Raw genomic sequence first — 25977 nt, forward strand, 5'->3', positions numbered from 1 at the left:
GGAACGACCCGGGCCCGCCGGCTCCCGCGGCACGTCGGACGACACGAACTGCACGTACAAGAGGAAGGCAGCACGCCGATGACGCGGGTGCTGGTGGTCGAGGACGACTCACAGCTCGCACGAGCTCTGGTGATCAACCTGCAGGCGCGCCACTACGTGGTGGACTCGGCGCCGGACGGTGCCACGGCACTCTCCCTCGCCGCCGCCGAGCCGCCGGACGTGCTGATCGTCGACCTGGGGCTGCCCGACATGGACGGCATCGACGTCATCAAGGCGTTGCGGCGGTGGAGCCGTTCCCCCGTGCTCGTCCTCTCGGCGCGCAGCGGTTCCGAGGACAAGATCCGTGCCCTCGACGCGGGCGCCGACGACTACATGACCAAGCCCTTCAGCATGGACGAGCTCCTGGCCCGGCTGCGGGCCGCCACCCGGCGCACGGAGGAGACAGCACCCGCGCCGCACACCAACCACCTGGTCACGACCGAGGACTTCACCGTCGACCTGATGGCGAAGCGGCTCCGGCGTGCGGACCGGGACGTACGGCTCACACCGACCGAATGGCATCTGCTGGAAATACTGATCTGCAACCCCGGTGTGCTCGTCAGCCGGCGGAGGTTGCTGCAGGAGGTCTGGGGCCCGAGCTACAGCACCAAGACGAACTATCTGCGGGTCTACATGGCCCAGCTGCGACGCAAACTGGAACTGGACCCGTCGCATCCCCGCTATCTGATCACCGAACCCGGTATGGGCTACCGGTTCGAACCGTAGGAGAGACGCAGGACATGGGACGCGGAAAGCTCCGTATCTACCTGGGAGCCGCGCCGGGCGTCGGCAAGACGTACTCCATGCTCTCCGAGGGGCACCGGCGCGTCGAACGCGGTACGGACTGCGTCGTCGCCTTCGTGGAGCACCACGGCCGGCCGCGTACGGAGGTGATGCTGCACGGCCTGGAGATGATTCCGCGCCGGACGATCGAGTACCGGGGGACGTCCTTCACGGAGATGGACGTGGACGCCGTCCTGGCGCGGCGGCCCACCGTCGCGCTCGTCGACGAACTGCCGCACACGAACGTCCCGGGCTCGCGGAACGCCAAGCGCTGGCAGGACGTCGAGGAGTTGCTCGCGGCCGGCATCGACGTCGTGTCGACCGTCAACATCCAGCACCTTGAGTCTCTCGGGGACGTCGTCGAGGCCATCACGGGCATCCGGCAGAAGGAGACCGTCCCCGACGAGGTCGTCCGGCGCGCCGACCAGATCGAGCTGGTCGACATGTCGCCCCAGGCGCTGCGCCGCCGTATGGCGCACGGCAACATCTACAAGCCCGACAAGGTCGACGCCGCCCTCTCCAAGTACTTCCGCCCCGGCAACCTGACCGCCCTGCGTGAGCTGGCCCTGCTGTGGACGGCCGACCGGGTCGACGAGTACCTGCAGGAGTACCGGACCGAGCACCGCGTCTCCACGATCTGGGGCTCCCGGGAACGGATCGTCGTCGGCCTCACCGGCGGTCCGGAGGGGCGGACCCTGATACGCCGCGCCGTGCGGCTGGCCGAGAAGGGGGCCGGCGGCGAGGTCCTCGCCGTCTACATCTCGCGCAGTGACGGTCTGACCTCGGCGTCGCCGAAAGAGCTGGCGGTCCAGCGCACCCTCGTCGAGGACCTGGGCGGCACCTTCCACCACGTCGTCGGCGACGACATCCCCGCCGGGCTGCTCGCATTCGCGCGCGGGGTGAACGCCACCCAGATCGTGCTCGGCGTGAGCCGGCGCCGTTCCTGGCAGTACCTGTTCGGCCCCGGTGTCAGCGCGACCGTCGCCCGCGAATCCGGACCCGACCTCGACGTCCACATCGTCACCCACGACGAGGCCGCCAAGGGCCGCAGGCTGCCCGTCACCGGAGGCGCCCGGCTCGGCCGGTCCCGGACCATCTGGGGCTGGCTCGTCGGCCTCGTCGGCCCGGCCCTTCTCACTGTGCTGCTCAGCACCGCCGCCCCCGACGTGGGCCTCGCCAACGACGTCCTGCTCTACCTCACCCTCACCGTCGCGGCCGCTCTGCTGGGTGGACTCAAGCCCGCCCTGGCGTCGGCGGCCGTCGGCTCCCTGCTCCTGAACTGGTTCTTCACCCCGCCGATCCACCAGCTCACCATCGCCGACCCGCGCAACATCGTCGCCCTGGTGATCTTCGTGGGGGTGGCGATCTCGGTGGCCTCGGTCGTGGATGTGGCCGCGCGCCGTACGCATCAGGCCGCCCGCCTGCGGGCCGAGTCGGAGACGCTGTCCTTCCTCGCCGGCAGCGTGCTGCGTGGCGAGACGACGCTCGAAGCGCTGCTCGAGCGGGTACGGGAGACCTTCTCCATGGAGTCGGTCGCCCTCCTGGAACGTCCTGACGAGGCGGAGCCGTGGTCCTGCGTCGCGGTCGTCGGTCACCGGCCGGCCGATCGCCCGGAGGAGGCGGACGTGGAGATGCCGGTCGGGGACCACCTGGCCCTCGCGCTGACGGGCCGGGTGCTGCCCGCGGAGGACCGGCGCGTCCTCGGTGCCTTCGCCGCCCAGGCGGCCGTCGTCCTCGACCGGCAGCGGCTCCTCGGGGAGGCGGAGGAGGCCAGGAAGCTCGCGGAGGGCAACAAGATCCGTACGTCGCTCCTCGCCGCCGTCAGCCACGACCTGCGTACGCCGCTCGCCGGCATCAAGGCCTCGGTCTCGTCGTTGCGCTCCGACGACGTCGAATGGTCGGAGGACGACCGGGCCGAACTCCTCGAAGGCATCGAGGAGGGCGCCGACCGCCTCGACCATCTCGTCGGCAATCTGCTGGACGTCTCCCGCCTGGAGACCGGAACCGTCACCGCCGTCATCCGCGAGACCGACCTCGACGAGGTCGTGCCCATCGCTCTCCTCGGCGTTCCCGAGGACAGCGTCGACCTCGACATCCCCGAGACGCTCCCGATGGTGGCCGTCGACCGCGGTCTGCTGGAACGGGCCGTCGCCAACATCGTCGAGAACGCCGTCAAGTACAGCCCTCCCGGGCAGCCCGTCCTCGTCGCGGCGAGCGCCTTGGCCGACCGCGTCGAACTACGGGTCGTCGACCGGGGCCCCGGCGTCCCCGACGAGGCGAAGGACCGCATATTCGGCGCCTTCCAGCGCTACGGCGACGCTCCGCGCGGCGCGGGTGTCGGCCTCGGTCTGGCGGTGGCGCGGGGCTTCGTGGAGGCGATGGGCGGCACACTGACGGCAGAGGACACCCCTGGCGGTGGGCTGACCATGACCGTGAGCCTGCGGATGGCCGCGGGCGCCCCGCCGTCCCTCCCGGACCTGGCGGCGGAGGCGACCACATGACGCCCACGTGCCGCCGGGCCCGTCAGTCCCGAGGTACGTCGGTCGGTGCCTTCAGCAGCAGCCACGCCGAGATGTCCGGCGGGAGCGTGCCCACTTGCCGGCTGTGGGCGTCATCGGGGCTGGACAACACCCCACCGCGGTCATAGCCTCCCCTCACCTATTCAATTAGTTGAGTATGCGAGGGCTCATGCACCCGTTCCGCAAGGCTGTCGAGAACCGTGACGCGGACGCCGTTGCCGCGCTGTTGGCCGAGGAGGTCGTGTTCACCAGCCCGGTCGCGTTCAAGCCGTACGAGGGGAAGGCGATCACCGCGGCGATCCTCCGTGGCGTACTGCGTGTCTTCGAGGACTTCACGTACGTCCGGGAGATCGCGAACCCCGACGGGCGCGACCACGCCCTCGTCTTCACCGCGACCGTGAACGGCCGTCGCATCCAGGGCTGCGACTTCCTCCACTTCGACGAGGACGGGCGGATCGACGACTTCACCGTCATGGTCCGCCCGTTGTCGGCCGCTCAGGCGCTCGCCGAGGCGATGGGTGCCCAGTTCGACCGCATCGCCCGGGAGGCCGCCGGCGAGTGAGGGGCCGCCGCCGGCTGGGACACGCCCGTGGTCAGGCGAGCTTCTTGAGGACCTCGACCGCGAGCGGGGCGGAGGAGGACGGGTTCTGGCCGGTGACGAGGTTGCGGTCGATGACGACGTTCGGTGCCCAGGGCTCGCCGACCTGTACGTCGACGCCCGCCTCGACCAGTCGGGACTCCAGCAGCCACTGGGCCTTGTCGGCGAAGCCGGACTGGGTCTCCTCCTCGTCGGTGAAGGCGGCGACCCGGTAGCCGGCGAAGGCGTTCGTGCCGTCGTCCTTGACGGCGGCGAGGAGCGCCGCCGGGCCGTGGCAGACGACGGCGAGCGGCTTGCCCGAGTCGAGGGCGTCGATCAGGATCCGCCCCGAGGCCCGGTCGACGGCGAGGTCCTCCATGGGGCCGTGGCCACCGGGGTAGAAGACGGCCGCGTACTCCTCGAGGTTCACGTCCTCGAGGGTGATCGGGTGCTGGAGCTCGGAGATCGAGGCGAGGACGGCGGCGATCCGGTCGGCGCCCTCCTGGCCGCCGTTGAACTCGGGGGCGAGGCTGCTCCGGTCGACCGTGGGGACGACCCCGCCGGGGGTGGCGACGACGATCTCGTGGCCGGCGGCCTTGAACGCCTCGTACGGCGCGGCCGCCTCCTCGGCCCAGAAACCGGTCGGGTGCTTGGTGCCGTCGGCGAGAGTCCAGTGGTCGGCGCCGGTCATCACGAAAAGGATCTTCGACATGGTGAGTCACTCCGAGGGGGCGGGGCGCCGAGGCGCCCGGGGATGGGCACCGCCGCACGGAGACCCTTCAGTGAGTGCGGACACTCGGGGTCCGGATCGTCGGTGCGGCGATGTCCTCGAAGCTATGCCCGTCGCCGACGGGTTTCCAATGGAGAATCCAATGGTCGGCATAGGAACTCCGATGGATCCGCGGGAATACCCTCCCGCCCTGCGGCCCTCCCGGTCGGACCGCCCCGGAGCGGCTAGCGGAGTGGCTGCGAGGGGCCCGTCAGGCGTTCCGGGGTGAGCAGTTCCGCGATCCGCGCCGCGGGCAGCAGGCCCTTCTCCAGGGTGAGCTCCGCGACGCCGCGCCCCGTGAGGAGGGCCTCCTTGGCGATGGCCGTGGCCGCCGTGTAGCCGATGTGCGGGTTGAGGGCCGTGGCCAGGCCGATCGAGTTCTCCACCGTGGCGCGCAGCTCGTCGGTGTTGGCCGTGATGCCCGCGACACAGCGCTCGGCCAGGGTGAGGCAGGCCGCCTGCAGCGAGGTGATGCTCTTCGCCAGGGAGTGCAGGATGACCGGCTCGAAGGCGTTGAGCTGGAGCTGGCCGCCCTCCGCCGCCATCGTGATGGTGATGTCGTTGCCGATCACCTCGAAGGCGACCTGGTTGACCACCTCGGGGATCACCGGGTTGACCTTGCCGGGCATGATGCTCGACCCGGCCTGTACGGCGGGGAGGTTGATCTCGTTCAGGCCGGCGCGCGGGCCGGAGGACAGCAGCCGCAGGTCGTTGCAGGTCTTGGAGAGCTTGACCGCGAGGCGCTTGAGGACACCGGAGAGCTGGACGAACGCGCCGCAGTCCTGCGTCGCCTCCACCAGGTTGGCGGAGGTCACCAGAGGCATCCCGGTGATTTCGGAGAGGTGGCGGCGGGCCGTCTCCGCGTAGGCGGCGGGGGCGTTGAGGCCCGTGCCGATGGCGGTGGCGCCGAGGTTGATCTCGTGGATCAGCTCGACCGCCTCGGCCAGCCGGTTGCGGTCCTCGTCCAGCATCACCGCGTACGTGGAGAACTCCTGGCCCAGCGTCATGGGCACCGCGTCCTGGAGCTGGGTGCGCCCCATCTTCAGGACGTCGCGGAACTCCACGGCCTTCGCCGCGAACGCGTCCTGGAGCACGGCCGTGGCCTGGAGCAGTCCGCGGACCGCCGTGATCGCCGCGATCCGGACTGCGGTCGGGTAGACGTCGTTGGTGGACTGGCTGAGGTTGACGTCCTCGTTCGGGTGCAGGTGCCCGTAGTCGCCCTTGGCGTGGCCGAGGAGTTCGAGGGCGCGGTTGGCGATCACCTCGTTGGCGTTCATGTTCGTCGAGGTGCCGGCGCCGCCCTGGATGACGTCGACGACGAACTGGTCGTGCAGCTTCCCGGTACGGATCTCCCGGCAGGCGGCGACGATGGCGGCCGCCTTCTCCGGGGCGAGCAGGCCCAGCTCCTCGTTGGCCAGCGCCGCGGCCTCCTTGACGGCGGCCAGCGCGTCGATCAGCTGGGGGTAGACGGAGATCGGCGTTCCCGTGATCGGGAAGTTCTCCATGGCGCGCAGGGAGTGGATGCCCCAGTACGCGTCCGCGGGCACCTCCCGCTCTCCGAGGAGGTCGTGCTCATGGCGGGAGACAGTCTTCATCGAGGTCAGTGCCTTCAGGGGAGGGGAGGGTGTGGAGGGCACAGCGAGGTGCCCGGGCGGGTGAGCCCGCCGGGAGGAGGAAGGAAGGAGGGCCGGCGTCCGTCGGGGGAGGGGAAGGGGACGGACGCCGGCGCGTGGTCAGGAGCCGCCGGAGAAGCGGGAGCCGGCCGCCGTCAGGGCGGGTTCGGCCCTGGTGGGGCCGTTCAGCAGGCCGTGCAGCAGCGCGGGGCGACGGTCCGGGGTGACGTCGGACAGGAGGGTCGCCAGGACCGCCATCCGGGCCTGCCCCGCGCGCAGCGAGCCGGTCGGCACGGCGCCCGCGGCCACCAGGTCCACGGCCCCGCCGCCCGTGTAGATCTCCGCGACCGGACCGGCGGCGACCCGGGTGCTGAGGGCGACCAGAGTGCCCTGGGCGACCGCCCTCTCGACGGCCTCGGCTATCTCGGGGGTGGCGTTGCCCGCGCCGGTGCCGACCAGGACGACGCCCTGGGCGCCCGCGGCGACGGACGTGTCGAGGAAGAGCGGGTCGCCGTCGCTGTGGTGCATGACCATGTCGACCCGCGGAGCGGTGGCCGCGGCGGGCAGCGGCAGCGGCGTGGGCCGGTCGGGGGTGCGGCGGATGTCCACGCTGCCGAAGCCGACCTTCCCGAGGTCGTGCTCGGACGGGTCGGAGAACGCGTCGGCCGCCAGGGTCTGCGACTTCACCGTGCCGCGCGCCGCGTGGACCCGGCCGTCGAAGACGACGAGCACGCCGAGGTCACGTACCGACGCGGCGACCTGGAGGGCGTCGTACACATTGCCCGGGCCGTCGCCGTCGCCCGTACCGAGGGGGCGCTGTGCGCCGGTGAAGACCACCGGTCGCGGGTCGGAGTGGTGGAGGTCCAGGAAGAACGCCGACTCCTCCAGGGTGTCCGTGCCGTGCGTGACCACGACGCCGTCCACGCCGGGGTCGGCGAGGGCCGCGTGGACCGCGCGCAGCAGCGTCAGCTGGCGGGCGCTGGTCATCCGGGAGCTGTTGACGTTGAACAGGTCCACGACCTCGACCGTCACGCCCTCGGGGAGGGCGGAGGTCGCCAGGACGTCGTCGCCGGACGCGTCGGCGGCGTACCCGGTGCCCTGCCAGCGGCTGGCGATGGTGCCGCCGGTGCTGATGAGGGTGATCCGGCGGGGCCGGTCGTCGCGTGTCCACTGCATGTCTGTCTGTCCCGGAGGTCGAAGGTCGTCGCCCTCGCAACGATAGGTCAGCTTGTATGGAATGTGATTGCGAATTCGGCCCCGGAATTGTGAATTCCATCGTGCATAATTGTGTGATGGACAGCATCGACCGCAGTATCTTGCGCGAGCTTCAGGAGGACGGTCGGCTGACCAACCTGGAGCTCGCCCAGCGCATCGGTCTCAGCGCCTCCGCCTGCCTGCGGCGGGTGCGGCAGCTGGAGGAGGACGGGGTGATCCAGGGGTATCGCGCGGTCATCGATCCCGCAGCGGTCGGACGGGGCTTCGAGGTGCTCGTCTCGATCGAGGTCCGGCGCGACCGGGAGACCGTCGAGGCCTTCGAGGAGGCGCTGCGGGACATCCCCGACGTCATCGAGGCGCACCGCCTCTTCGGCAGCCCCGGCTGCCTGCTGCGGATCGCGGTCGCCGACCTCGCAGCGTACGAACGCCTCTGGATCGAGCGGCTGACCTCGCTGACCGGGGTCACCGAGGTCAACTCGCAGATCATCATGAAGCGGATCAAGGAGCCGCGCGGGCTGCCGGTCGAACGCTGACTGACCTGCTGCAGAGTCGTGCCGTGTCGCTGTTGGGCCGAACGGGTGAGGGGCGGGAGGATGGGCGCATGAGTAGGTACGAGAGGTACGACGTCACCGACGAGCAGTGGGAGGGCCTCGCCCAGGTCGTGCCCCTGCGCGGCCGTGACGAATGGCCGTCGAGGGTCGACCACCGCGCGATGCCCGACCCGTACGAGGCCGCGGAGCAGCGGCGCATGGTCGTCCTGCGCGTGCAGGTCTTCGCCGACGCCCGCGAGGTCGCCGAATACCTCATCGCCCAGATCCCGGTGCTGCTGGACCTGACCGGCGCCGACACCGAAGTCGCCAAGCGCATCCTGGACTTCAGCAGCGGTGTCGTGTTCGGGCTCGGCAGCGCCATGCACCGGGTGGACCGCAATGTGTTCCTGCTGACCCCGGCCGGCACCGAGGTCGAGGGCGCGCCGGAGTCGGAGCACGACGGCGCGGGGGTCGCGGTCCCTCGATCGTAGGAAGGTCATCACGGCGTAACGGTTCGTCATACAACGGCCTGCATACGGTCCGAGCATGCACTCCACCGGCGGCCTTGCGCCCGATTCCGATGCCTCCGCCACCTCCGCTTCCACCTCCGTCTCCACGCTCGTTCCCGGTCCCGCTCCCGTGCGCGACTCCCCGCACGACCCCTCGCGCGACGTGCTTCGGCAGCTCATGGGCGGCTCCGCGCGGCGACCCGCCCGCCCCGCCGTCACCGAACTGCGCCTCTCGGCCTTCGCCGCGCACCGCGCCGCCGTCCACCCCCTCGGACCCGTGACGCTGTTCACCGGGGCGAGCGGGAGCGGGAAGTCCAGCGCGTTACGTGCGTACGAGGCGCTGGCGCGGCTGGGCGCGGGCGACGACCTGGCCACCGCCTTTCCCGACGCGGCCGACTGCGTCCCCGAGCGGGCCAGGCCCGACGCCCAGGGGAGGCGGGGGTTCAGGATCGGGTGCACGGTCGACGGCCCGGCCGGCCCCGTCCACCTCGACATCGCCGTACAGGCCGAACCCCGGCTCCGGATCGTCGGCGAACGGCTCACCTGCCGCGGCCGTACGCTGCTCACCACCGCACTCCGCGACCCGGGTCGCGACGCCGTCCAGGCCGAGTGGCACACCGCCGGAGCCACCCCCGTCACGCGCGCGCCGTTCCCCGACGACCTGTTGGGCACGGCCCTGCTGCCCCTGCGGGTCGCGGGCAAGACGAAGGGGCAGCTGGAGGTCCTGGCGGCGGCCGAGCAGGTGGTGGTCGCGCTGCGTTCGGTCTTCGCCTGCGATCCCCGGCCGGAGCTGATGCGCGCGCCGGTGCCGGCGGGCGAGGGGCGGTTGCGGCGTGGTTGCGACAACCTCGCGGAGGTGCTGCACCGCACGCGTACCGACTGCCCGCGCCGGCACGCCCGGTTGGCCTCGGTCGCGGGCGCCGGCTGCGCCGGGCCGGTCACGGGGGTCGGTGTCGAGGAGCTCCCGGACGGGAGGGTACGGGCGGTGCTGGAGCGCGCGGTGGCGGAGCGCGCGGCGGCGCGCGCCGGGGCGGGCGCGGGTACCTTGCCCGCCCCGCCGGGCCCGGGCCCGATGGCCACCCCGCTGGGACGGCTCGGTGACGGGGAGCTGCGCTATCTCGCCTTGGCCCTGGTCCTCCTCACCGGTCCGGGCGTGCTCGCCATGGACCAACTCGCCGAAGTGCCGGACGCCATGCGGACACTGACCGTCCTCGCGGACGGCTGCGATCGGGGGCTGGATCGACGTCAGCTCCGGGAACTGCTCGGCCTCGCCACGACCATCTGCGCCGGTGGGCACATCAGGCTCGTGGCGACCGTCGGGGAGACGGCCGCGGCGAGCGCGAGGGAGACGCCCGGGGTGTCGGTCGTGGATCTGGCGCCGTGACGGGAGGGGCGGAAGGGGGACTGCCGTGCGGGCAGGTCGAGTTCGCGGGCCTTGTCGGCGGCGAAGGTCGACCGGAACGAGATCCGCTGACCCGTCAGCGGGCCCCGGGACGGCCCGTGGACGCCACCGAGAACGGTGATCGTCACTCTTCGGAGTGAGCGCGTTTTCCCCGTCGAGCTTCCTGTCCACAGATTTCCGAATTCCTCTGGAGTTTGGGCTCAGGCGCCTTCACTCTGGGTAGTGGAGTGAGTGGGCAGTAAGTCGTACGAACGGGGGCGGCGTACATGGAAGCGGAGCGACTGATCGCGGCGGGGCGGAACGCGCTGGCGCGGAGCAGGGAAGCGTTGGACATCGTGGCGGAGGCCTGGCAGGCGCAGGCTCTCGCCCAGGCGATAGGGAGCCATCTCGCGCTGTGCGGACCGCTGGAACTGCGAGGCGAGGCACGCGGGTTGAGCGAGATCGGGGGCGGGCGCGGGGTGGTCGACCATCCCGCGCTGCGTACGGGCGGATTGAGAGCCGCTCAGCTCACCGAAGTGGGGGACACGCGCGTGGCGTTGACCGCGCTGAGCGCGCTCCTCGGAGAGGTGGGCATCGCCCTCGTCGGGGTGGCCTGTGTCACCGACGAGGAGGGGCTGTACTGGCAGTGCATCGAGGCGATCGACGCCGCCGACGAGTCGAACGACCGGGTGCGGGGGATGCTGCGCCGGCTCGCCGTACGGGAGCGGGACCGGCCGCCCGATGCCGCCCGGGGACGAGCGGGCCCGGCGGGGCCGTCATGAACGGGAACCGCGGGAACGCCGGCCGTGGCAACGGGCGGTGGGCGGCCGGAGCGCTGTCAGTCGGTGAAGGGCTCGTCTTCCGAGCGCGTGTCCTGGCGGTCCGCCGAGGACTGAAGGTCGGCGTCGAGCTGCGACAGATCGGCGGTGAGCGCCGCCATCAGCTCCTCCATCTGCTGCAGCAGGCCCTTGGGGGCGCCGGCGCCCTTCTGCTCGGGCACGGACTGCTGCACCGGCTGCTCGGGCATCGCCCTTTCGGGCGCGGCTTCCTGGGACATGGCGGCCTCCTCGGCCCAGGCCCTTCCCACGGGGGAGGGGCCACACGTGAGAACGACGCACCGGCAGCGGCCGCCGGCGCGCGGGCCGGGCGGTCCGGCTCCGCCCGAGCCAACGACGGGCGTCGGGCCACGGTCACTGGCCTGGCAGAACGCGCCCCGCCAGGAGCCCGGTATTCACCCGACCGAGCAAGTCCGCACCGGATGCTGACGGATGGAGCGACGGTGCGGCGGAGGCGCTCGGCTCCGACCGCCGGGGCGGGTGGGCCGGTCGGCCGGTCAGCGCCGTGGTGGCCACAGCCCGTCGATGAGGACGGTCAGCACCTGGTCGGCCTCCTCGGGGGCGTGCTCCCGGGTCCAGGCCGCCGCGGCGATCAGCGCGAACAGCCCGGAGGCCGTGGTGTCGTCCCGTACCTCCCCGGCCCGCTGCGCCCGCTCCAGCAGCTGCCGGCCGGACGACTGCATCGACGTACAGGCGTTGTTCAGCTCGGACGTCTCGTCCTTGAGGCTGTCCATCAGCATCGTCACGAGGCCCCGGTACGTGGTGGCATGGGCCACCGCCGCCCGCACCCAGGTCGCCAGCGCGGCTCCGGCCGGCTCCGTGGTCAGCAACTCCTCGGCGGTGCGGCCGAGTTCGGAGATGCTGTCGCGGAGCATGGTCTCGAGCAGGCTCTCCCGGGTCGGGAAGTGGCGGTAGAGCGTCGCGTTGCCCACCCCCGCCTGCCGGGCGATGTCGTCGAGCGAGGTGTGGATGCCGTGTTGGGCGAAGGCCTTCCTGGCCTCGGACAGAAGTCGCTCGTAGTTGCGGCGGGCGTCTGCGCGCATCGGGCTGTCTTCTCCTCGCCGTGCGGGGAACGGGGCCGCTCCCGTCGGCGACGGCAGCGGCACCGAAACGGGGTATGCCCCCGATTTTATCCTGCCTCCCCGCCGGTCTCCTCGACCCCACGCATCGGGACCGGGCGCATGATCAGGGTCAGCAGGATGGTGAGCGCGGTGAATCCCGCGCCCCAGGCGAACGCGCTCGTGACGCCCTCGGTGAGGACGAAGTCCGCCGCGCCCTTGGCGTCGAGACCCGTCGGGACCTCGGCCGCCGCGCCGCGGCTCGCGGTGCCGAAGACCGTGACCATGATGGCCAGGCCGAGCGCGCCACCGATCTGCTGCATCACGTTGAGCAGGCCGGATGCGGCGCCGGTCTCCTCCGGTGCGATGCCGGACATCAGGATGGTGGTGACGCCGACGAGCAGGGTGCCCATGCCCAGTCCGGCGACGAGCATCGGCCCGAGCAGGGCGGAGACGTATCCGGCCTCCGGGGTGATCCGGGCGAACCAGATCAGGCCGACGCTGATGGCGGCGGCGCCGACGGCGGTCAGCACCCGCGGGCCGACCGTGGGCAGCGCCTTGGCGGCGATGCCGGACGTGGCGAGGATCAGCGCGGCCAACGGCACGAACGCCAGGCCCGCCTGGATCGGGGTGAAGCCCCGGACCTCCTGGAGGAACTGGGTCAGGAAGAAGAACATCGCGTTGCCGGCCGCCATGACGAACAGCAGCGACAGATAGCCGGTCGCGCGGTTGCGGTCGGCGAAGAGCCGCAGCGGGGTGATCGGCTGCTTGGCGTGGGTCTCGACGAGGACGAAGAGGGTGAGCAGGACGACCGCGAGGGCGAAGGAGCCGAGGGTCAGGGTGTTGCCCCAACCGCTCTCGGCGGCTCGGATGAAGCCGTAGACCAGCGCGGTCGTGCCGACGGTCGAGGTCAGTGCCCCGCCGAGGTCGAAGCGGGCGGGCCTGCGCTCGGTCTCGTGGATGAACAGCGGAGCCGCGATCAGCAGCGCGACACCGATCGGCACGTTGATGAAGAGCACCCAGCGCCAGGAGAGCCAGTCCGTCAGCAGGCCGCCGCCGATCAGGCCGATGGCGGCGCCCGAGCCGGAGACCGCCGCGTAGAGGCCGAGGGCGCGGGCCCGGGAGGTGTCGTCGGTGAAGTGGGTCGCGATCAGCGCCAGCACGGTCGGCGCCGCGACGGCGGCGCCGACGCCCTGCAGGGCGCGGGCGGCGAGCAGTGTCCCCGCCGAGTCGGCGAGGCCGCCGAGCAGCGAGGCGAGGGTGAACACCGTGACGCCGATGAGCAGGCCGCGGCGGTGTCCGAGGACGTCTCCGGCGCGGCCGCCGAGCAGCAGCAGGCCGCCGAAGGGCAGTAAGTAGGAGCTGAGGACCCAGGAGAGCCCGGTGGGTGTGAAGCCGAGCGCCTCCTTGAGGTCGGGGAGGGCGATGTTCACCACGTTCACATCGAGGACGAGCATCGTCTGAAGGGTGAGGACGACGGCCAGCACCATGCCGGGGCGGCGGTTGGCCGCGCCGGCCCGGATGGCCGGGCTCTGTCCTGTGGTGTTCCTTGCGGTCGTTTCACTCATGGCTCGGGCATCTCCTCGAGAGTTAAACGGGGACTGTCCACGGTTACTCCCGGAAAATACGGGGACTGTCCCCGTTTCGCAATCATCGGTGTGCGGGGGCTAGACCTGATGCCGTGACAGAACTGGATGTGGCGGGATTGCAGCGCAGGCTGGCCGAGTTCGCGGCCGCACGGGAGTGGCAGCCGTACCACCGGCCCAAGAACCTGGCCGCGGCGCTGAGTGTCGAGGCGGCCGAACTGCTGGAGATCTTCCAGTGGTTGACCCCTGACGAGGCGGACCGGGTGATGGACGACCCGGAGCGGGCGCACCGGGTCGAGGACGAGGTCGCGGACGTGCTGGCGTATCTGCTCCAGTTCTGCGGCGGGCTCGGCATCGATCCGCTCGCCGCGCTGGCGGCGAAGATCGACCGCAACGAGGTCCGTTTTCCGGCCCGGCGCCCGGGGCGATCCATGGACGCGGACGAGAACGGTGATGCCCACGCCCCGGAGTGAGCGCGTTCTCCCCGGAGCGGGCGGCGGCGGAGAGGTTGACCGTCGCCTCGCGGTGCAGGATGGAGGCATGGATCTTCGAATCTTCACGGAGCCCCAGCAAGGGGCCGACTACGACACCCTGCTCACGGTCGCCAAGGCCACAGAGGACCTCGGCTTCGACGCCTTCTTCCGGTCCGACCACTACGTCAGCATGGGATCCGCCGACGGTCTGCCCGGACCGACCGACGCGTGGATCACACTGGCCGGGCTGGCCCGGGAGACCAGGCGGATCCGCCTCGGCACGCTGATGACCGCCGGCACCTTCCGCCTTCCGGGCGTGCTGGCCATCCAGGTGGCCCAGGTCGACCAGATGTCCGGCGGCCGGGTCGAACTGGGCCTGGGCGCAGGATGGTTCGAGGAGGAGCACCGCGCGTACGGGATCCCGTTCCCCAAGGAGAAGTTCGCCCGGCTCGAGGAGCAGCTGGCGATCGTCACGGGACTGTGGGGCACGGAGGTCGGCAAGACCTTCTCGTACGAGGGCGAGTACTACGAGCTCGTCGACTCGCCCGCGCTGCCCAAGCCGGCCCAGGCCAGGATCCCGGTGCTCATCGGCGGCCACGGCGCGAGCCGCACCCCGCGTCTCGCCGCACGGTACGCCGACGAGTTCAACATCCCGTTCGCCTCCCTGGAGGACAGCGAGCGGCAGTTCGGACGGGTCCGGGCCGCCGCTGAGGCCGCCGGCCGCCGGGCCGACGAGCTGGTGTACTCCAACGCCCTCGTGGTCTGCGTCGGCAAGGACGACGCCGAGGTGGCCCGCCGCGCGGCGGCCATCGGACGCGAGGTGGAGGAGCTGAAGGCCAACGGCCTGGCGGGCTCGCCCGCCGAGGTCGTGGACAAGATCGGCCGGTACGCGGCGATCGGATCGTCCAGGATCTACCTCCAGGTTCTGGACCTCGACGACCTGGACCACCTGGAGCTGGTCTCCGCCCAGGTCCAGTCCCAGCTGGGCTGAGCGAAGGGCACCCCGATGGCACCCGCGCGCACACTCGCCGAGGCGCTCGCCGAGGACGTGCTCGTCCTCGACGGCGGGCTCTCCAACCAGCTGGAAGCCCAGGGCTGCGACCTGCACGACGAGCTGTGGTCGGCCCGGCTGCTCGCCGACGGGCCCGAGCAGATCGCGGCGGCGCACACGGCGTACGTGCGGGCGGGTGCCCGGGTCCTGATCACCTCCGGCTACCAGGCCACCTTCGAGGGCTTCGCCCGGCGCGGCATCGGCCGGGCCGAGACGACGCGGCTGCTCGGGCGCAGTGTGGAGCTGGCCCGGGCGGCGGCGGAGGGGGCCGCCGAGCAGGTGTGGGTCGCCGGGTCGATCGGCCCGTACGGGGCGATGCTCGCGGACGGCAGCGAGTACCGCGGCCGGTACGGGCTGACCGTGGCCGAGCTGGAGCGGTTCCACCGGCCCCGCGTCGAGACCCTCGCGGCGGCGGAGCCGGATGTGCTGGCCCTGGAGACGGTGCCTGACACCGACGAGGCCGAGGCGTTGCTCCGGGCCGTCGAGCGATGCGGCGTGCCGGTCTGGCTCTCGTACACGATCTCCGGCGAGCGGACGCGCGCCGGGCAGGGGCTGACGGAAGCGTTCGGGCTCGTCGCGGACAACGACCAGGTGATCGCGGTCGGGGTCAACTGCTGTGAGCCGGAGGACGCGGGCCGGGCCGTGGAGATCGCCGCCGCGGCGACGGGGAAGCCGGTGGTCGTCTACCCCAACAGCGGTGAGGAGTGGGACGCCCGGGCCCGGGCGTGGCGCGGGAGCGGATCCTTCGATCCCGGGAGGATGCGGGACTGGCCGGCGGCCGGAGCCCGGCTGCTCGGCGGCTGCTGCCGCGTCGGCCCCGACCGGATCGCCGCGCTGGCCGCCGCCCTGGGGGATGTCCCGGGCGATGCCGGGAGACCCGCGGAGGGCTGAGGAAAATGCCTGGTCGGAGCGGGATGGGCGGACCATACTCGGACGTGTGTTCCTGACGATCAGTACGACCGGCACCCCCGAACGTCCCGCGACCGATCTGGGCTTTCTGCTGCACAAGCATCCCGACAACGCGCAGACGTTCTCCACCTCGCACGGCACGGCGCACGTCCTCTACCCCGAGGCCACCGCCGAGCGGTGCACGGCCGCGCTCCTCCTCGAGGTGGACCCCGTGGCGCTGGTGCGCCGCGGCAAGGGCAAGGGCCGGGGCGGCGCCCCCGACGCCGCGCTCGCGCAGTATGTGAACGACCGGCCCTACGCCGCGTCCTCGCTGCTCGCCGTCGCGCTCTCCACCGTCTTCAAGAGCGCCCTGCGCGGGAGCTGCAAGGCGATGCCCGAGCGGGCCGCCGCGCCGCTGCCCCTGCGCATCGAGGTGCCGGCGCTTCCGGCGCGCGGCGGGGCGGAGCTGGTCGGCAAGCTGTTCGGCCCCCTCGGCTGGGACACCGTCGAGGCGGAGCCGGTGGCACTGGACACCGCGTTCCCCGAGTGGGGCGACTCCCGCTATGTGCGGCTCGTCCTCGAAGGGGAGCTTCGGCTCGCCGACGCGCTCAACCAGCTGTACGTCCTGCTGCCCGTCCTCGACGACGCCAAGCACTACTGGGTGGCTCCCGACGAGGTCGACAAGCTGCTGCGCGCCGGTGACGGCTGGCTGGCCGACCACCCCGAGCAGAAGCTCATCACCAGCCGCTATCTGTCCCGCCGTTGGGGCCTGACCCGCGAGGCGATGGAGCGCCTGGAGCTGGTGCGCCTCGCCGAGAGCGACGGGCTGGACGTCGAGGACGTCGACAACGCCGTCGACGAGACGACCGACACAGAGGAAAAGCCGGTGCCGCTCGCCGAGCAGCGCCGGGACGCGATCCTCGCCGCGCTGCGGGCCGCCGACGCGACCCGCGTGCTCGATCTCGGCTGCGGGCAGGGCCAGTTGGTGCAGGCGCTGCTCAAGGACGTGCGCTTCACCGACATCGTCGGCGTCGATGTCTCCGTGCGCGCCCTGACCGTCGCCGGACGCCGGCTGCGTCTTGAGCGGCTCGGCGAGCGGCAGGCCGGCCGGGTCAAGCTGATCCAGGGCTCGCTCGCGTACACGGACAAGCGACTCACCGGCTACGACGCGGCCGTCCTGAGCGAGGTCATCGAACACCTCGATCTGCCGCGGCTGCCCGCGCTCGAGTACGCGGTCTTCGGCTCGGCCCGACCCCGGACGGTCCTCGTGACCACGCCGAACGTCGAGTACAACGTCCGCTGGGAGACCCTCCCGGCCGGACACGTCCGACACGGCGACCACCGCTTCGAGTGGACCCGCGAGGAGTTCCGCACCTGGGCGGCGCGCGTCGCCGAACAGTACGGATACGGCGTCGAGTTCACCCCCGTCGGCCCGGACGACCCCGAGGTCGGTCCGCCCACGCAGATGGCCGTCTTCACCCAGAACACCGCGACCCCGAAGGAGGAGCAGGCATGACCACCGAGACCACCGGCGCCACCTGGGCCCGCAGGCTGCCCGTCACCGACCTGTCCCTCGTGGTCCTGATCGGTGCGAGCGGGTCCGGCAAGTCCACCTTCGCCCGCCGCCACTTCAAGCCCACCGAGGTCATCTCCTCGGACTTCTGCCGCGGCCTGGTCGCCGACGACGAGAACGACCAGAGCGCCAGCAAGGACGCCTTCGACGTCCTGCACTACATCGCGGGCAAGCGCCTTGAGGCGGGACGGCTGACCGTCGTCGACGCCACCAACGTGCAGCAGGAGGCCCGGCGCCAGCTCGTGCAGCTGGCCCGGCAGTACGACGTACTGCCCATCGCGATCGTCCTCGACCTGCCCGAAGAGGTGTGCCAGGCACGGAACGCGGCCCGCCCCGACCGGGCGGACATGCCGAAGCACGTCATCCAGCGCCACCGCCGCGAGCTGCGCCGCTCGCTGCGCGGTCTGGAGCGCGAGGGCTTCCGCAAGGTGCACGTGCTGCGCAGCGCCGAGGAGGTGGAGGCGGCCGAGGTCGTCCTGGAGAAGCGGTTCAACGACCTGCGTCACCTCACCGGCCCCTTCGACATCATCGGTGACATCCACGGCTGCCGCTCCGAGCTGGAGACCCTGCTCGCCACGCTGGGCTATGTCGACGGCCACCACCCCGAGGGGCGTACGGCCGTCTTCGTCGGCGACCTCGTGGACCGCGGACCGGACAGCCCGGGCGTGCTGCGCCGCGTGATGTCCATGGTGGCGTCCGGCGACGCGCTCTGCGTGCCCGGAAACCACGAGAACAAGCTCGGCCGCTGGCTCAAGGGCCGCAAGGTCCAGGAGACCCACGGCCTGGCCGAGACGATCGAGCAGCTGGGCCGCGAGACGGAGGAGTTCCGCGCCGAGGTGGGCGCGTTCATCGACGGGCTCGTCAGTCACTACGTCCTCGACGAGGGCAAGCTCGTGGTCTGCCACGCCGGTCTGCCGGAGAAGTACCACGGCCGGACGTCCGGCCGGGTGCGCTCGCACGCGCTGTACGGGGACACGACGGGGGAGACCGACGAGTTCGGGCTGCCCGTGCGCTACCCGTGGGCGGAGGAGTACCGCGGCCGGGCCACGGTCGTCTACGGCCACACGCCGGTCCCGAACACCTCCTGGGTCAACAACACCATCTGCCTCGACACGGGCGCGGTCTTCGGCGGGAAGATGACCGCGCTGCGCTGGCCGGAGCGCGAACTGGTCGACGTACCGGCGGAGAAGGTCTGGTACGAGCCGGCCCGGCCGCTCGCGACCGAGGCGCCCGGCGGGCACGAGGGACGGCCGCTGGACCTGGCCGACGTGCACGGACGCCGGATCGTGGAGACCCGGCAGATGGGCAACGTCTCCGTACGGGAGGAGAACGCGGCCGCCGCGCTCGAGGTCATGAGCCGGTTCGCGGTCGATCCGCGACTGCTCGCGTATCTGCCGCCGACGATGGCGCCCACGGGCACCTCGAAGCGGGACGGCTACCTGGAGCACCCGGCCGAGGCCTTCGCGCAGTACAAGGCGGACGGCGTCGAGCGGGTCGTGTGCGAGGAGAAGCACATGGGCTCGCGGGCCGTCGTGCTCGTCTGCCGCGACGCGGCGGCGGCGCGCGAACGGTTCGGTGTCGAGGGCCCCACGGGCTCGCTGCACACCCGTACAGGACGGCCCTTCTTCGACGACCAGGAGGTCACCGAAGAGGTCCTGGAACGGCTGCGCGCGGCCGTCACCGCCGCCGGGCTCTGGGACGAGCTCGACACCGACTGGGTGCTGCTCGACGGCGAGCTGATGCCGTGGTCGCTGAAGTCCGCCGGGCTGCTGCGCTCGCAGTACGCGGCGGTCGGCGCGGCCTCCCGCGCCGTCTTCCCCGGCGCGCTCGGCGCACTGGAGCAGGCGGCGGCACGGGGCGTGGGCGGGGTGGACGCGCTCCTCGCCAAGCAGCGCGAACGGGCGGTGGACGCCGAGGCGTTCACCGAGGCGTACCGCCGTTACTGCTGGCCGACGCAGGGCCTCGAGGGCGTGCGCTTCGCCCCGTTCCAGGTCCTCGCCGTGCGGGGGCGCTCGCTGGCGGGTGTGCCGCACGACGAGCAGCTCGGGTGGCTCGACCGGCTGGTCGACTCCGATCCGAGCGGTCTTCTCCAGGTCACGCGCCGGCTGGTCGTCGACACGGGCGACGAGGCGTCGGTACGGGCCGGTGTCGACTGGTGGCTGGAGATGACGGCGGCGGGCGGCGAGGGCATGGTCGTCAAGCCGCTCGCGGCGCTCGTGCGCGGCGCCGACGGCCGGCTCGTCCAGCCGGGCGTCAAGGTCCGCGGCCGGGAGTACCTGCGGATCATCTACGGCCCCGAGTACACCCGCCCGGAGAACCTGGAGCGCCTGCGCAACCGGTTCCTCGGCCACAAGCGTTCGCTCGCGCTGCGCGAGTACGCGCTGGGCCTGGAGGCGCTGGAGCGGCTCGCGGAGGGCGAGCCGCTCTGGCGGGTGCACGAGGCCGTGTTCGCGGTGCTCGCACTGGAGTCCGAGCCGGTCGACCCGCGTCTGTGACAGCCGCCCCACGGGGGGCGCAGGGGAGTGGATAGCTGCGCTCCCCTGCGCCCCCCGTGCTCGTTGACGGGCCTCTTCGCCAGCCCCTAGCGTTCTTCACCCCACGGCGTGACGCAGCGTCAACAACGTGTCTTCGTAGGCCACTTGAGGTGGGAACAAGCACACGAACGCGCGGGTACGGTCCCCACGTGACATCCGGGCTTCTCAGGCGGCGGGGGTGAGTGACGGTGAGTCTTTTCGGCCAGGACCGCTCGTTCCTCCACGCCCTGCCCGACCGGGACCGCAGGACGCTCCTCGCCGAGGGGAGCCCGCGCACCTACGAGCCCGGCGAGGTGATGATCCGGGAACGGGACACCACCGCGTACGTCCTCGCCCTGATGTCCGGCTGGTCCGTCGTCTCGGTCGAGACCGAGCGCGGCACCCGCCTCATCCTCGCCCTGCGCGGCGCCGGCGAGGTGGTCGGCGACCTCGCCGCGGTGGACCGCCGGCCGCGCAGCGCCACCGTCACCGCCCTCGGCCGCGTCGAGGCCGTCGCCATCTCCGGCGACCGCTTCCGGCGCTTCCTCGCCGCCCATCCGCACGCCACCTCGCTGATCCTGCGGCAGCTCTCCACCCGGCTGCGCAGCGCCGACGTCGAGCGCCGCTCCCTCGCGTCCGAGACCGTGCTCCAGCGGCTCGCCGCCCGCCTGGTCGAGCTCGCCGAACGGGCGGGCCGCCGCGCGGACACCGGGACCCTCCTCGAACTTCCGCTTCCCCAACACGACTTGGCGGCCGCCATAGGCGCCACCCGGGAGGCGGTCGCCAAGGCCCTCCGGCTGCTGCGGGAACAGGACGTCGTCCGCACGGCGAACCGCCGGGTCGTCGTCATCGACATGCCCGTCCTGGTCCTGCTGGCCCAGGGCGGATCCCCCCACACGAAAACGGCGGAGAAACCTCCGCCGGGTGTGTAAACGGCTACATCGCCGGTCGCCGTGCGCGACCAGGCTTGACCCGTCACCACGGCAACACGGCACACAGGGAGTCCGAGTGAGCAGTGCGGGAGCGAGCGCGGGAGCGAGTGCGGGAGCGATCCACCGCCTCGTCGTCTTCGGCGACGCGGTCGGATCGGGCTCCTGGAGCATGGACGCGAAACGGCGGATGCGCGCGGCCATGTACGAGGCGTTCGGCGAGGCGTACGCCGCCATCGGCGTCGAACCGGGCACCGTCCACCAGGAGGACCGCGGTGACGGCATCCTCGGGGCGCTGCGCCCGGAGGTCCCGCCGTCGTTCATGGTCGGACGCTGGATCGACACCCTGTACGAGAGCCTGCGCGAGCACAACGCGGGCCGCCGCGAGCGGCTGCGGATGCGGGTCGGCATGAACGCGGGACTCGTCCTGGAGGACGGCCACGGACTGGTCGGGCGCGCGGTCGACCTGGCCTGCCGGCTCTGCGACAGCCCCACGGCCAAGCAGGTCATGACGGCCGCCGCCGACGCCGATCTGCTCGTGGTCGTCTCCGACTGGCTCTACGACAACGTGGTCGTGGAAGGCGGCCGCTACGTGGAACCGGGGCACTACCGGCAGGCCCGCGTGCGCTCCAAGGAGACCGACGAGACCGCCTGGTTCCACATCCCCCGCAGACCGGCACCGCCGCTGCCGCCGTTCGGCGAGACGGACGGCGGGAACGGCAGCGGTGACCCCGAGACCGGCGGTGGGCCGACGCGGGGGGACGGCCCACCGCCCACCGACACCCCGCCCACGCCCACGAAGGGCGACCGGTACCACGCGGGCCGCGACCTGCTGGTGATCAAGGACAACACGATCCACGGCGGAATCACCGGCATCCGGAACGGGGAGGGCGCATGAGCGACGAGGACGGCTCCCCGGCGCAGGACGAGCCCAAGGACGACGGCCCCTCCGCCGGTGGCGACTCCGGAGGCGCAGGGGGAGCGGCAGGCCCAGGCGGCGCGGCGGGGGCGGCGGCCGGCGACCGACCCGGCGGCGACCGGGGGGACGGCGCCGGCGAACAGCCGCCCGAGGCCAACCCCTTCGAGCGGGCGGGCCGCAGTCCGGTCGACGGCGTGGGCGGCACCGGCGGCGCCGGCACCGCACGCGCCGCCCTGCGCACGCTCGCGCCGCGCCCCGCCGGACGTACGTACGAGATCGGCGGCGACGGCCAGATCTACGAGGGCAACCAGTTCATCACCCAGTTCTGGTCGGGCCCCGGCAACCGCCCCGACTTCGTACGGGGCCGGGTGCCCGAGGAGACCCTCCAGCACCTGGACGACGTCTACTGCGAGGTCCCCGGCTACGTACGGATGAAGCAGCTCCTGCGGGAGAACCGCCTCCTGGTCCTGTGCGGCGAGACGGGCAGCGGCCGCAAGGCCACCGCCCTGGCCCTCCTCTCCGAACTCACCGACCACAAGGTCGCCCGCCTCGACCCGCGCCACCGCGTCGACGAGATCGAGACCGACGTGCTGGAGCGGGCCTGCGGCCACCTCCTGGAGCTGCCGAACGACGACGCCCGGCCCGAGCACGAGCCGCCCCCCGGCCGAGACGAGCCCCGTGACCGGACCCGCCGTCCCCGCATCCGCCTCTCCGAACTGCACCTCGACCGGTTCAGCCGGCAACTGCACGAGCAGGAGGCGTACGGCGTCGTCCTCGTCGAGAGCGGCGACCTCGCCGACCGGCTGATGCGCGGACGGTACGGGACGTACTGCCCGCCGCCGCCCTCCGACGAGGTCCTCCGCCGCCACCTGCGGCTGCTGCTGCGCGGCGAGCCGGCGGGAGCCCTCGACGCCGCCCGGGCCCTCGCCCGGCGGCCCGAGGTGACCAAGGCCCTGGGGCTCGACGCGCTGCGCCCGCGCGAGGCCGCCCGGCTCGCCGACCACCTGGCCCGGCGTCAGAAGGAGGAGCTCACCGACGAAGAGCTCCTGGAGGACTGTTCGGCGTTCGTACGGGCCCAGGCGCGCTCCTGGTTCGCCGGCGCGGACCGCCCCGGCACGCTGCCCGAGGCGCAGCCGGCCCTCAACGCGACCGCGTTCCGTATCGCCGTCGCCGTCTTCAACGGCTCGGCCTACAGCATCGCGGCCGAGGCCGCCGAACTCCTCGCCTGGGAGCTCGGCTCCACCCTCGACCCCGAACGCCCCCCGGGTCGGCGGCTGTTCGGCACGCATGCCGACAGTCGTCCGGTGCTCGCCCGCGCCGTCCTGGAGGACGGCGAGCTCGACCTCGGGCCGGCCAGGGTGCCCGTGCGGGCGATCCGCTTCCAGGGCGACGCGCTGGCCACCGCCGTCCTCGCCGAGATCTGGCACGGCTACCACAACGTGCGCGGCCCGGTCTCCCGCTGGCTCCGCTCGCTGTGCGACGACCCGCGCCCGGAGGTGTGGGTGCGGGCTTCCATCGCCGCCGGGGTGCTCTGCTCCTGGGACTGGATCCACGGCTTCGGGGAGCTGATCGCCCCCATGGCGGTCATGGACAGCGCCGTACCCCGGATGGCCGCCGCCACGGCGCTCGCCGAGGCGGCGCGCGATCCACGGGTGCGACCCGCCGTCGTCGCCGTCCTGAAGGAGTGGGCGTCCGGCGACGACGACGAGCTGCGCGACGTGGTCCTGCTGACCCACGGCTACGTGCTGGCGGCGGGCACCGTGAGCGGTTCGCTCGACGGACTGGCACGGGTGGTGCGCGGGCGGGAGGCGACCGACGTGGACGTCATCTCAGCGGCCGCGTTCAGCGTCGTCAGGCTCCTCGCCTCGGGGGAGCCGGAGACGGTGATCCGGCGAATGGCCGAGTGGCTCAAGGACGGGCGGCTCAGCCTCGCCAACCTGGTCCTCGTCTCGATGCTCGACACCCTGACCTTCCGTACCACCCATTTGTGGGGGCTGCGCGACGTACCCGAGCTCGAACCCCACGCCGCCCGGCCGTTGCTCGTGGCCCTGCTCGCCACCCGGCCCGAACTCGCGCCGGAGCTGGGCGCCCTGCTGCTCCACACGCTCAACACCGCGCGCTCCGGAGAGGCCGCCCTCGACGGTCTCGGCAGCCTGCTGCGCCGCGCGGCCAAGGACGAGGAGGCGCTCGGTCACGTCTGCCGGCTGCTGCCGCTGCTCGGCGTGAGCCGCAGGGACCGGGACCGGCTGCGGGGGCTGCTGAAGGAGCTGGTCGGCGACCGGGACCGGCCCATGGACAAACGCGCGGCGGGCCGGATGTGGGACGCCGTCGCGGAAGGAGCGACGCGATGAACGACCCGCGGAACGAGGGCGGCCGGCCCGGCGATCACCAGGCAGAGGGGGAGGGCCAGGGCCTCGGCCAGGGGCGGCAGGGGCAAGGGCCGCAGGGCGAGGGCCCCCGCGGTCCGCTGCTGCGCGAGCGCAAGCCCCCGTACAAGCGCGAAAGCGGCCAAATCGCGGCCGTCCTGCTCTACCGCAACGGCGGCCACCGGGTCATGTGGCCCGATCGCAACGAGGACACGAACAAGCCCCGGCTCGGCTCCCCGTACACCGTCTTCGAGGTCCGGCTCGGCCGTAACGTCACCGAGTTCGAGCTCACCCTGCCCGCCTCGGGCGACGGGGTCTTCTTCAAGGCCGCCGCCCGGGTGCAGTGGAAGGTCGCCGACCCGCATCTGGTCGTCACCCAACAGGTCTGGGACGTCGCCGAGTTGCTGCGCGACGACCTCCTGGACGGGTTGCGCGCGGTGTCCCGCAGGTTCCGGCTGACCGACGCCCAGCGCGCCGACGAGGCCGTACGGGACGAGTTGGCCTCGGGGCGGTTCCGCCTCGGCGCCGATCTCGGGCTGCGTACCCGGGTCCTCGTCTTCATCGACCTGGACGACGCCATCAAGGAGGCGATCGGCAAGCGCGACATGGTCGCGGTGACCATGCAGGTCGACGAGCGGGAGATGGAGCAGCAGCGCCTCAAGGACGTGGCCGAGCGGCGGCTGGTCGCCGAACGCGCCCGCGATCTCGAGGAGCTCTTCCGGCGCGGCGATCTGGCGCAGGTCGCCCATCACATGGCGATGAACCCCGACAAGCAGTGGGACATCAGGCGCGAGCTCCAGCACGAGAAGCGGGAGGGCCAGGCCGACTTCCTCGCGGTGTTCAACCGGCTCCTCGACACCGGCGTCCTGGAGCGGCACGACATCGGCGAACCGATGTACCAGGTACTGGAGTTCCTGCGGGAGAGCACCGGCACCGTGCTCGGCGGAGTCGCCGGGCACGTCCTCAACCCGCCCGGGCCCGACCGCAGACGGGCGGCGCTGGACCGAGGACTCCCCGAGCCGGTCCTGCCGCCGTGGGACGCCGACGCCGACTTCGACGCCGACCGTGACGAGGACGACGGCGGCCGGCACGAGCGCCGGGACGCGGACCGGGCGGCGGACCGGACGGGGGAGCGGGGCGACGGCCGGGCCGAGGAGGAACGTCCGGTGTACGAGCCGACCCGCGTCCAGTCGTCCTCCGAGCGCGACCGCGACGAGTACCCGGGGCGGCCGTCCCGCTCCCGGCCGCCGAGCTCCGACTTCGACGACTGGGACGCCGAATGACCACCCCGGCCCCGCCCCCGACCCCGGCGCCCGTCCCGCCGCCGGCGCCGCCTCCCGACCCGGGCCCCGTTCCCGGCCCGGCCCCCGTACCCGCCCCCGACCCCGCCGACCTCCGCTTCATGGCCGACCGGCTCCTCGTCGACGTCCGCGAGGACATCGGCCGGGCCGACACCAAGGCGGCGATCCTGCTCTCCGGCGCCCTCGCCTTCCTGGCGGTGGTCTTCTCCAAGGACCGCGGCCCGCTGCCCTCGTCGGGAGCGGGCCTCGCCCTGCTCGTCGTGGCGGGGGCGCTGTGGACGGGCGGGGTCCTGATGCTCGTCTCGGTGGTCCTGCCGCGCACCCGCACCGGCGCCGACCGCACCCTCCTGCGGGAACTGACCGCGGGGACCTCCTCGGGCGCCCTGCGCGACCGGCTCACGGCGTCCGGCGAGGACGCCACCGGCTGGCTCCTCGAACAGGCGAGCGTGCACGGTGTCGTGCTCGCCGCGAAATACCGATGGCTGCGCCTGGGCGTCTGCTCCCTCGTGCTCGGCGCGCTATCGGCCCTCTTCAGCGAACTGTGGTGAG

General features: G+C 72.4%; 23 protein-coding genes. 17 read left to right on the plus strand and 6 right to left on the minus strand.

All coding sequences use genetic code 11. The features are described 5' to 3' along the window. Positions 1-78 precede the first annotated feature (78 nt). The 3 genes from ACFV9D_RS34845 to ACFV9D_RS34855 all read left to right on the plus strand — a co-directional run bounded on the left by ACFV9D_RS34845 (position 79) and on the right by ACFV9D_RS34855 (position 3903). A complete protein-coding gene (locus ACFV9D_RS34845; RefSeq protein WP_385155694.1) occupies positions 79-765 on the plus strand; it encodes a response regulator in 687 nt (228 codons plus the stop codon). 14 nt (positions 766-779) lie between these two features. Then, positions 780-3323 (plus strand): ATP-binding protein, encoded by a 2544-nt coding sequence (locus ACFV9D_RS34850; RefSeq protein WP_385155588.1) that lies wholly within the window; start codon positions 780-782, stop codon positions 3321-3323. Positions 3324-3510: 187 nt separating this feature from the next. Then, the gene (locus tag ACFV9D_RS34855; RefSeq protein ID WP_385155591.1) at positions 3511-3903 is read left to right on the plus strand and encodes a nuclear transport factor 2 family protein; all 393 of its coding nucleotides are present in this window, start codon (positions 3511-3513) and stop codon (positions 3901-3903) included. Between the two features lie 31 nt (positions 3904-3934). On the opposite strand, the gene ACFV9D_RS34860 is transcribed toward ACFV9D_RS34855, so the two are convergent. The 3 genes from ACFV9D_RS34860 to ACFV9D_RS34870 form a co-directional block, all read right to left on the minus strand. Next, on the minus strand, positions 3935-4630 hold the full coding sequence (locus tag ACFV9D_RS34860) for a type 1 glutamine amidotransferase domain-containing protein (protein ID WP_385155594.1): 696 nt from the start codon (positions 4628-4630) through the stop codon (positions 3935-3937). A gap of 242 nt (positions 4631-4872) precedes the next feature. After that, complete coding sequence (aspA, locus tag ACFV9D_RS34865; protein WP_385155597.1) at positions 4873-6282, minus strand: aspartate ammonia-lyase; 1410 nt, start codon at positions 6280-6282, stop codon at positions 4873-4875. A gap of 138 nt (positions 6283-6420) precedes the next feature. Next, complete coding sequence (locus tag ACFV9D_RS34870; protein WP_385155600.1) at positions 6421-7476, minus strand: asparaginase; 1056 nt, start codon at positions 7474-7476, stop codon at positions 6421-6423. Between the two features lie 116 nt (positions 7477-7592). Between ACFV9D_RS34870 and ACFV9D_RS34875 the strand changes: the two genes are divergently transcribed. From ACFV9D_RS34875 to ACFV9D_RS34890, 4 genes are all read left to right on the plus strand, one after another. After that, on the plus strand, positions 7593-8048 hold the full coding sequence (locus tag ACFV9D_RS34875) for an Lrp/AsnC family transcriptional regulator (protein WP_385155603.1): 456 nt from the start codon (positions 7593-7595) through the stop codon (positions 8046-8048). 68 nt (positions 8049-8116) lie between these two features. Further along, a complete protein-coding gene (locus tag ACFV9D_RS34880; RefSeq protein WP_385155606.1) occupies positions 8117-8536 on the plus strand; it encodes a cell division protein SepF in 420 nt (139 codons plus the stop codon). Between the two features lie 196 nt (positions 8537-8732). Continuing rightward, positions 8733-9938 carry an ATP-binding protein gene (locus ACFV9D_RS34885; RefSeq protein WP_385155697.1) on the plus strand — a complete coding sequence of 402 codons (1206 nt, stop codon included), beginning with the start codon at positions 8733-8735 and terminating at the stop codon, positions 9936-9938. Between the two features lie 284 nt (positions 9939-10222). Continuing rightward, entirely contained in the window at positions 10223-10717 is a 495-nt protein-coding gene (locus ACFV9D_RS34890; protein WP_385155609.1) for a DUF6099 family protein, read from the plus strand. A gap of 56 nt (positions 10718-10773) precedes the next feature. Here ACFV9D_RS34890 and ACFV9D_RS34895 read toward each other — a convergent pair whose 3' ends face one another. From ACFV9D_RS34895 to ACFV9D_RS34905, 3 genes are all read right to left on the minus strand, one after another. Beyond that, the gene (locus ACFV9D_RS34895; RefSeq protein WP_385155612.1) at positions 10774-10992 is read right to left on the minus strand and encodes a hypothetical protein; all 219 of its coding nucleotides are present in this window, start codon (positions 10990-10992) and stop codon (positions 10774-10776) included. Positions 10993-11268: 276 nt separating this feature from the next. Continuing rightward, complete coding sequence (locus ACFV9D_RS34900) at positions 11269-11814, minus strand: TetR/AcrR family transcriptional regulator (RefSeq protein WP_385155615.1); 546 nt, start codon at positions 11812-11814, stop codon at positions 11269-11271. Between the two features lie 86 nt (positions 11815-11900). Next, positions 11901-13319, minus strand: coding sequence for an MFS transporter (locus ACFV9D_RS34905; protein WP_385155700.1), 1419 nt, complete (start codon positions 13317-13319; stop codon positions 11901-11903). Positions 13320-13510: 191 nt separating this feature from the next. Here ACFV9D_RS34905 and ACFV9D_RS34910 point away from each other — a divergent pair, with 191 nt between their 5' ends. The 10 genes from ACFV9D_RS34910 to ACFV9D_RS34955 all read left to right on the plus strand — a co-directional run bounded on the left by ACFV9D_RS34910 (position 13511) and on the right by ACFV9D_RS34955 (position 25976). Further along, a complete protein-coding gene (locus tag ACFV9D_RS34910; protein ID WP_385155618.1) occupies positions 13511-13888 on the plus strand; it encodes a nucleotide pyrophosphohydrolase in 378 nt (125 codons plus the stop codon). 67 nt (positions 13889-13955) lie between these two features. Next, positions 13956-14879 (plus strand): LLM class F420-dependent oxidoreductase, encoded by a 924-nt coding sequence (locus ACFV9D_RS34915; RefSeq protein ID WP_385155621.1) that lies wholly within the window; start codon positions 13956-13958, stop codon positions 14877-14879. Between the two features lie 15 nt (positions 14880-14894). Then, positions 14895-15830 carry a homocysteine S-methyltransferase gene (gene mmuM / locus ACFV9D_RS34920; protein ID WP_385155623.1) on the plus strand — a complete coding sequence of 312 codons (936 nt, stop codon included), beginning with the start codon at positions 14895-14897 and terminating at the stop codon, positions 15828-15830. 46 nt (positions 15831-15876) lie between these two features. After that, on the plus strand, positions 15877-17343 hold the full coding sequence (locus tag ACFV9D_RS34925; RefSeq protein ID WP_385155627.1) for a 3' terminal RNA ribose 2'-O-methyltransferase Hen1: 1467 nt from the start codon (positions 15877-15879) through the stop codon (positions 17341-17343). Then, on the plus strand, positions 17340-19895 hold the full coding sequence (locus ACFV9D_RS34930; protein ID WP_385155630.1) for a polynucleotide kinase-phosphatase: 2556 nt from the start codon (positions 17340-17342) through the stop codon (positions 19893-19895). The genes ACFV9D_RS34925 and ACFV9D_RS34930 overlap by 4 nt, the downstream gene beginning before the upstream one ends. Before the next feature lie 227 nt (positions 19896-20122). Beyond that, a complete protein-coding gene (locus tag ACFV9D_RS34935; protein WP_385155632.1) occupies positions 20123-20845 on the plus strand; it encodes a Crp/Fnr family transcriptional regulator in 723 nt (240 codons plus the stop codon). Between the two features lie 76 nt (positions 20846-20921). Continuing rightward, positions 20922-21740, plus strand: coding sequence for a hypothetical protein (locus tag ACFV9D_RS34940; RefSeq protein ID WP_385155635.1), 819 nt, complete (start codon positions 20922-20924; stop codon positions 21738-21740). Continuing rightward, on the plus strand, positions 21737-24112 hold the full coding sequence (locus tag ACFV9D_RS34945; RefSeq protein WP_385155638.1) for a hypothetical protein: 2376 nt from the start codon (positions 21737-21739) through the stop codon (positions 24110-24112). The genes ACFV9D_RS34940 and ACFV9D_RS34945 overlap by 4 nt, the downstream gene beginning before the upstream one ends. Further along, on the plus strand, positions 24109-25410 hold the full coding sequence (locus ACFV9D_RS34950; protein ID WP_385155641.1) for a hypothetical protein: 1302 nt from the start codon (positions 24109-24111) through the stop codon (positions 25408-25410). The genes ACFV9D_RS34945 and ACFV9D_RS34950 overlap by 4 nt, the downstream gene beginning before the upstream one ends. Then, a complete protein-coding gene (locus tag ACFV9D_RS34955) occupies positions 25407-25976 on the plus strand; it encodes a Pycsar system effector family protein (protein WP_385155644.1) in 570 nt (189 codons plus the stop codon). Before ACFV9D_RS34950 ends, ACFV9D_RS34955 begins: the two co-directional genes overlap by 4 nt. Position 25977 lies beyond the last annotated feature (1 nt).

Source organism: Streptomyces sp. NPDC059875 (genome assembly GCF_042731085.1).
Lineage (GTDB): Bacteria > Actinomycetota > Actinomycetes > Streptomycetales > Streptomycetaceae > Streptomyces.

Bases quoted from the DNA above. Each gene is read 5' to 3' on its own strand.
- ACFV9D_RS34915 (WP_385155621.1), top strand. From the start codon at position 13,956: ATGGATCTTCGAATCTTCACGGAGCCCCAGCAAGGGGCCGACTACGAC.
- ACFV9D_RS34870 (WP_385155600.1), bottom strand. From the start codon at position 7,476: ATGCAGTGGACACGCGACGACCGGCCCCGCCGGATCACCCTCATCAGC.
- ACFV9D_RS34945 (WP_385155638.1), top strand. From the start codon at position 21,737: ATGAGCGACGAGGACGGCTCCCCGGCGCAGGACGAGCCCAAGGACGAC.
- ACFV9D_RS34885 (WP_385155697.1), top strand. From the start codon at position 8,733: ATGGGCGGCTCCGCGCGGCGACCCGCCCGCCCCGCCGTCACCGAACTG.
- ACFV9D_RS34845 (WP_385155694.1), top strand. From the start codon at position 79: ATGACGCGGGTGCTGGTGGTCGAGGACGACTCACAGCTCGCACGAGCT.
- ACFV9D_RS34850 (WP_385155588.1), top strand. From the start codon at position 780: ATGGGACGCGGAAAGCTCCGTATCTACCTGGGAGCCGCGCCGGGCGTC.
- ACFV9D_RS34880 (WP_385155606.1), top strand. From the start codon at position 8,117: ATGAGTAGGTACGAGAGGTACGACGTCACCGACGAGCAGTGGGAGGGC.
- ACFV9D_RS34875 (WP_385155603.1), top strand. From the start codon at position 7,593: ATGGACAGCATCGACCGCAGTATCTTGCGCGAGCTTCAGGAGGACGGT.
- ACFV9D_RS34955 (WP_385155644.1), top strand. From the start codon at position 25,407: ATGACCACCCCGGCCCCGCCCCCGACCCCGGCGCCCGTCCCGCCGCCG.
- ACFV9D_RS34905 (WP_385155700.1), bottom strand. From the start codon at position 13,319: ATGGTGCTGGCCGTCGTCCTCACCCTTCAGACGATGCTCGTCCTCGAT.
- ACFV9D_RS34950 (WP_385155641.1), top strand. From the start codon at position 24,109: ATGAACGACCCGCGGAACGAGGGCGGCCGGCCCGGCGATCACCAGGCA.
- mmuM (WP_385155623.1), top strand. From the start codon at position 14,895: ATGGCACCCGCGCGCACACTCGCCGAGGCGCTCGCCGAGGACGTGCTC.
- ACFV9D_RS34890 (WP_385155609.1), top strand. From the start codon at position 10,223: ATGGAAGCGGAGCGACTGATCGCGGCGGGGCGGAACGCGCTGGCGCGG.
- ACFV9D_RS34855 (WP_385155591.1), top strand. From the start codon at position 3,511: ATGCACCCGTTCCGCAAGGCTGTCGAGAACCGTGACGCGGACGCCGTT.
- ACFV9D_RS34895 (WP_385155612.1), bottom strand. From the start codon at position 10,992: ATGTCCCAGGAAGCCGCGCCCGAAAGGGCGATGCCCGAGCAGCCGGTG.
- ACFV9D_RS34900 (WP_385155615.1), bottom strand. From the start codon at position 11,814: ATGCGCGCAGACGCCCGCCGCAACTACGAGCGACTTCTGTCCGAGGCC.
- ACFV9D_RS34860 (WP_385155594.1), bottom strand. From the start codon at position 4,630: ATGTCGAAGATCCTTTTCGTGATGACCGGCGCCGACCACTGGACTCTC.
- ACFV9D_RS34930 (WP_385155630.1), top strand. From the start codon at position 17,340: ATGACCACCGAGACCACCGGCGCCACCTGGGCCCGCAGGCTGCCCGTC.
- aspA (WP_385155597.1), bottom strand. From the start codon at position 6,282: ATGAAGACTGTCTCCCGCCATGAGCACGACCTCCTCGGAGAGCGGGAG.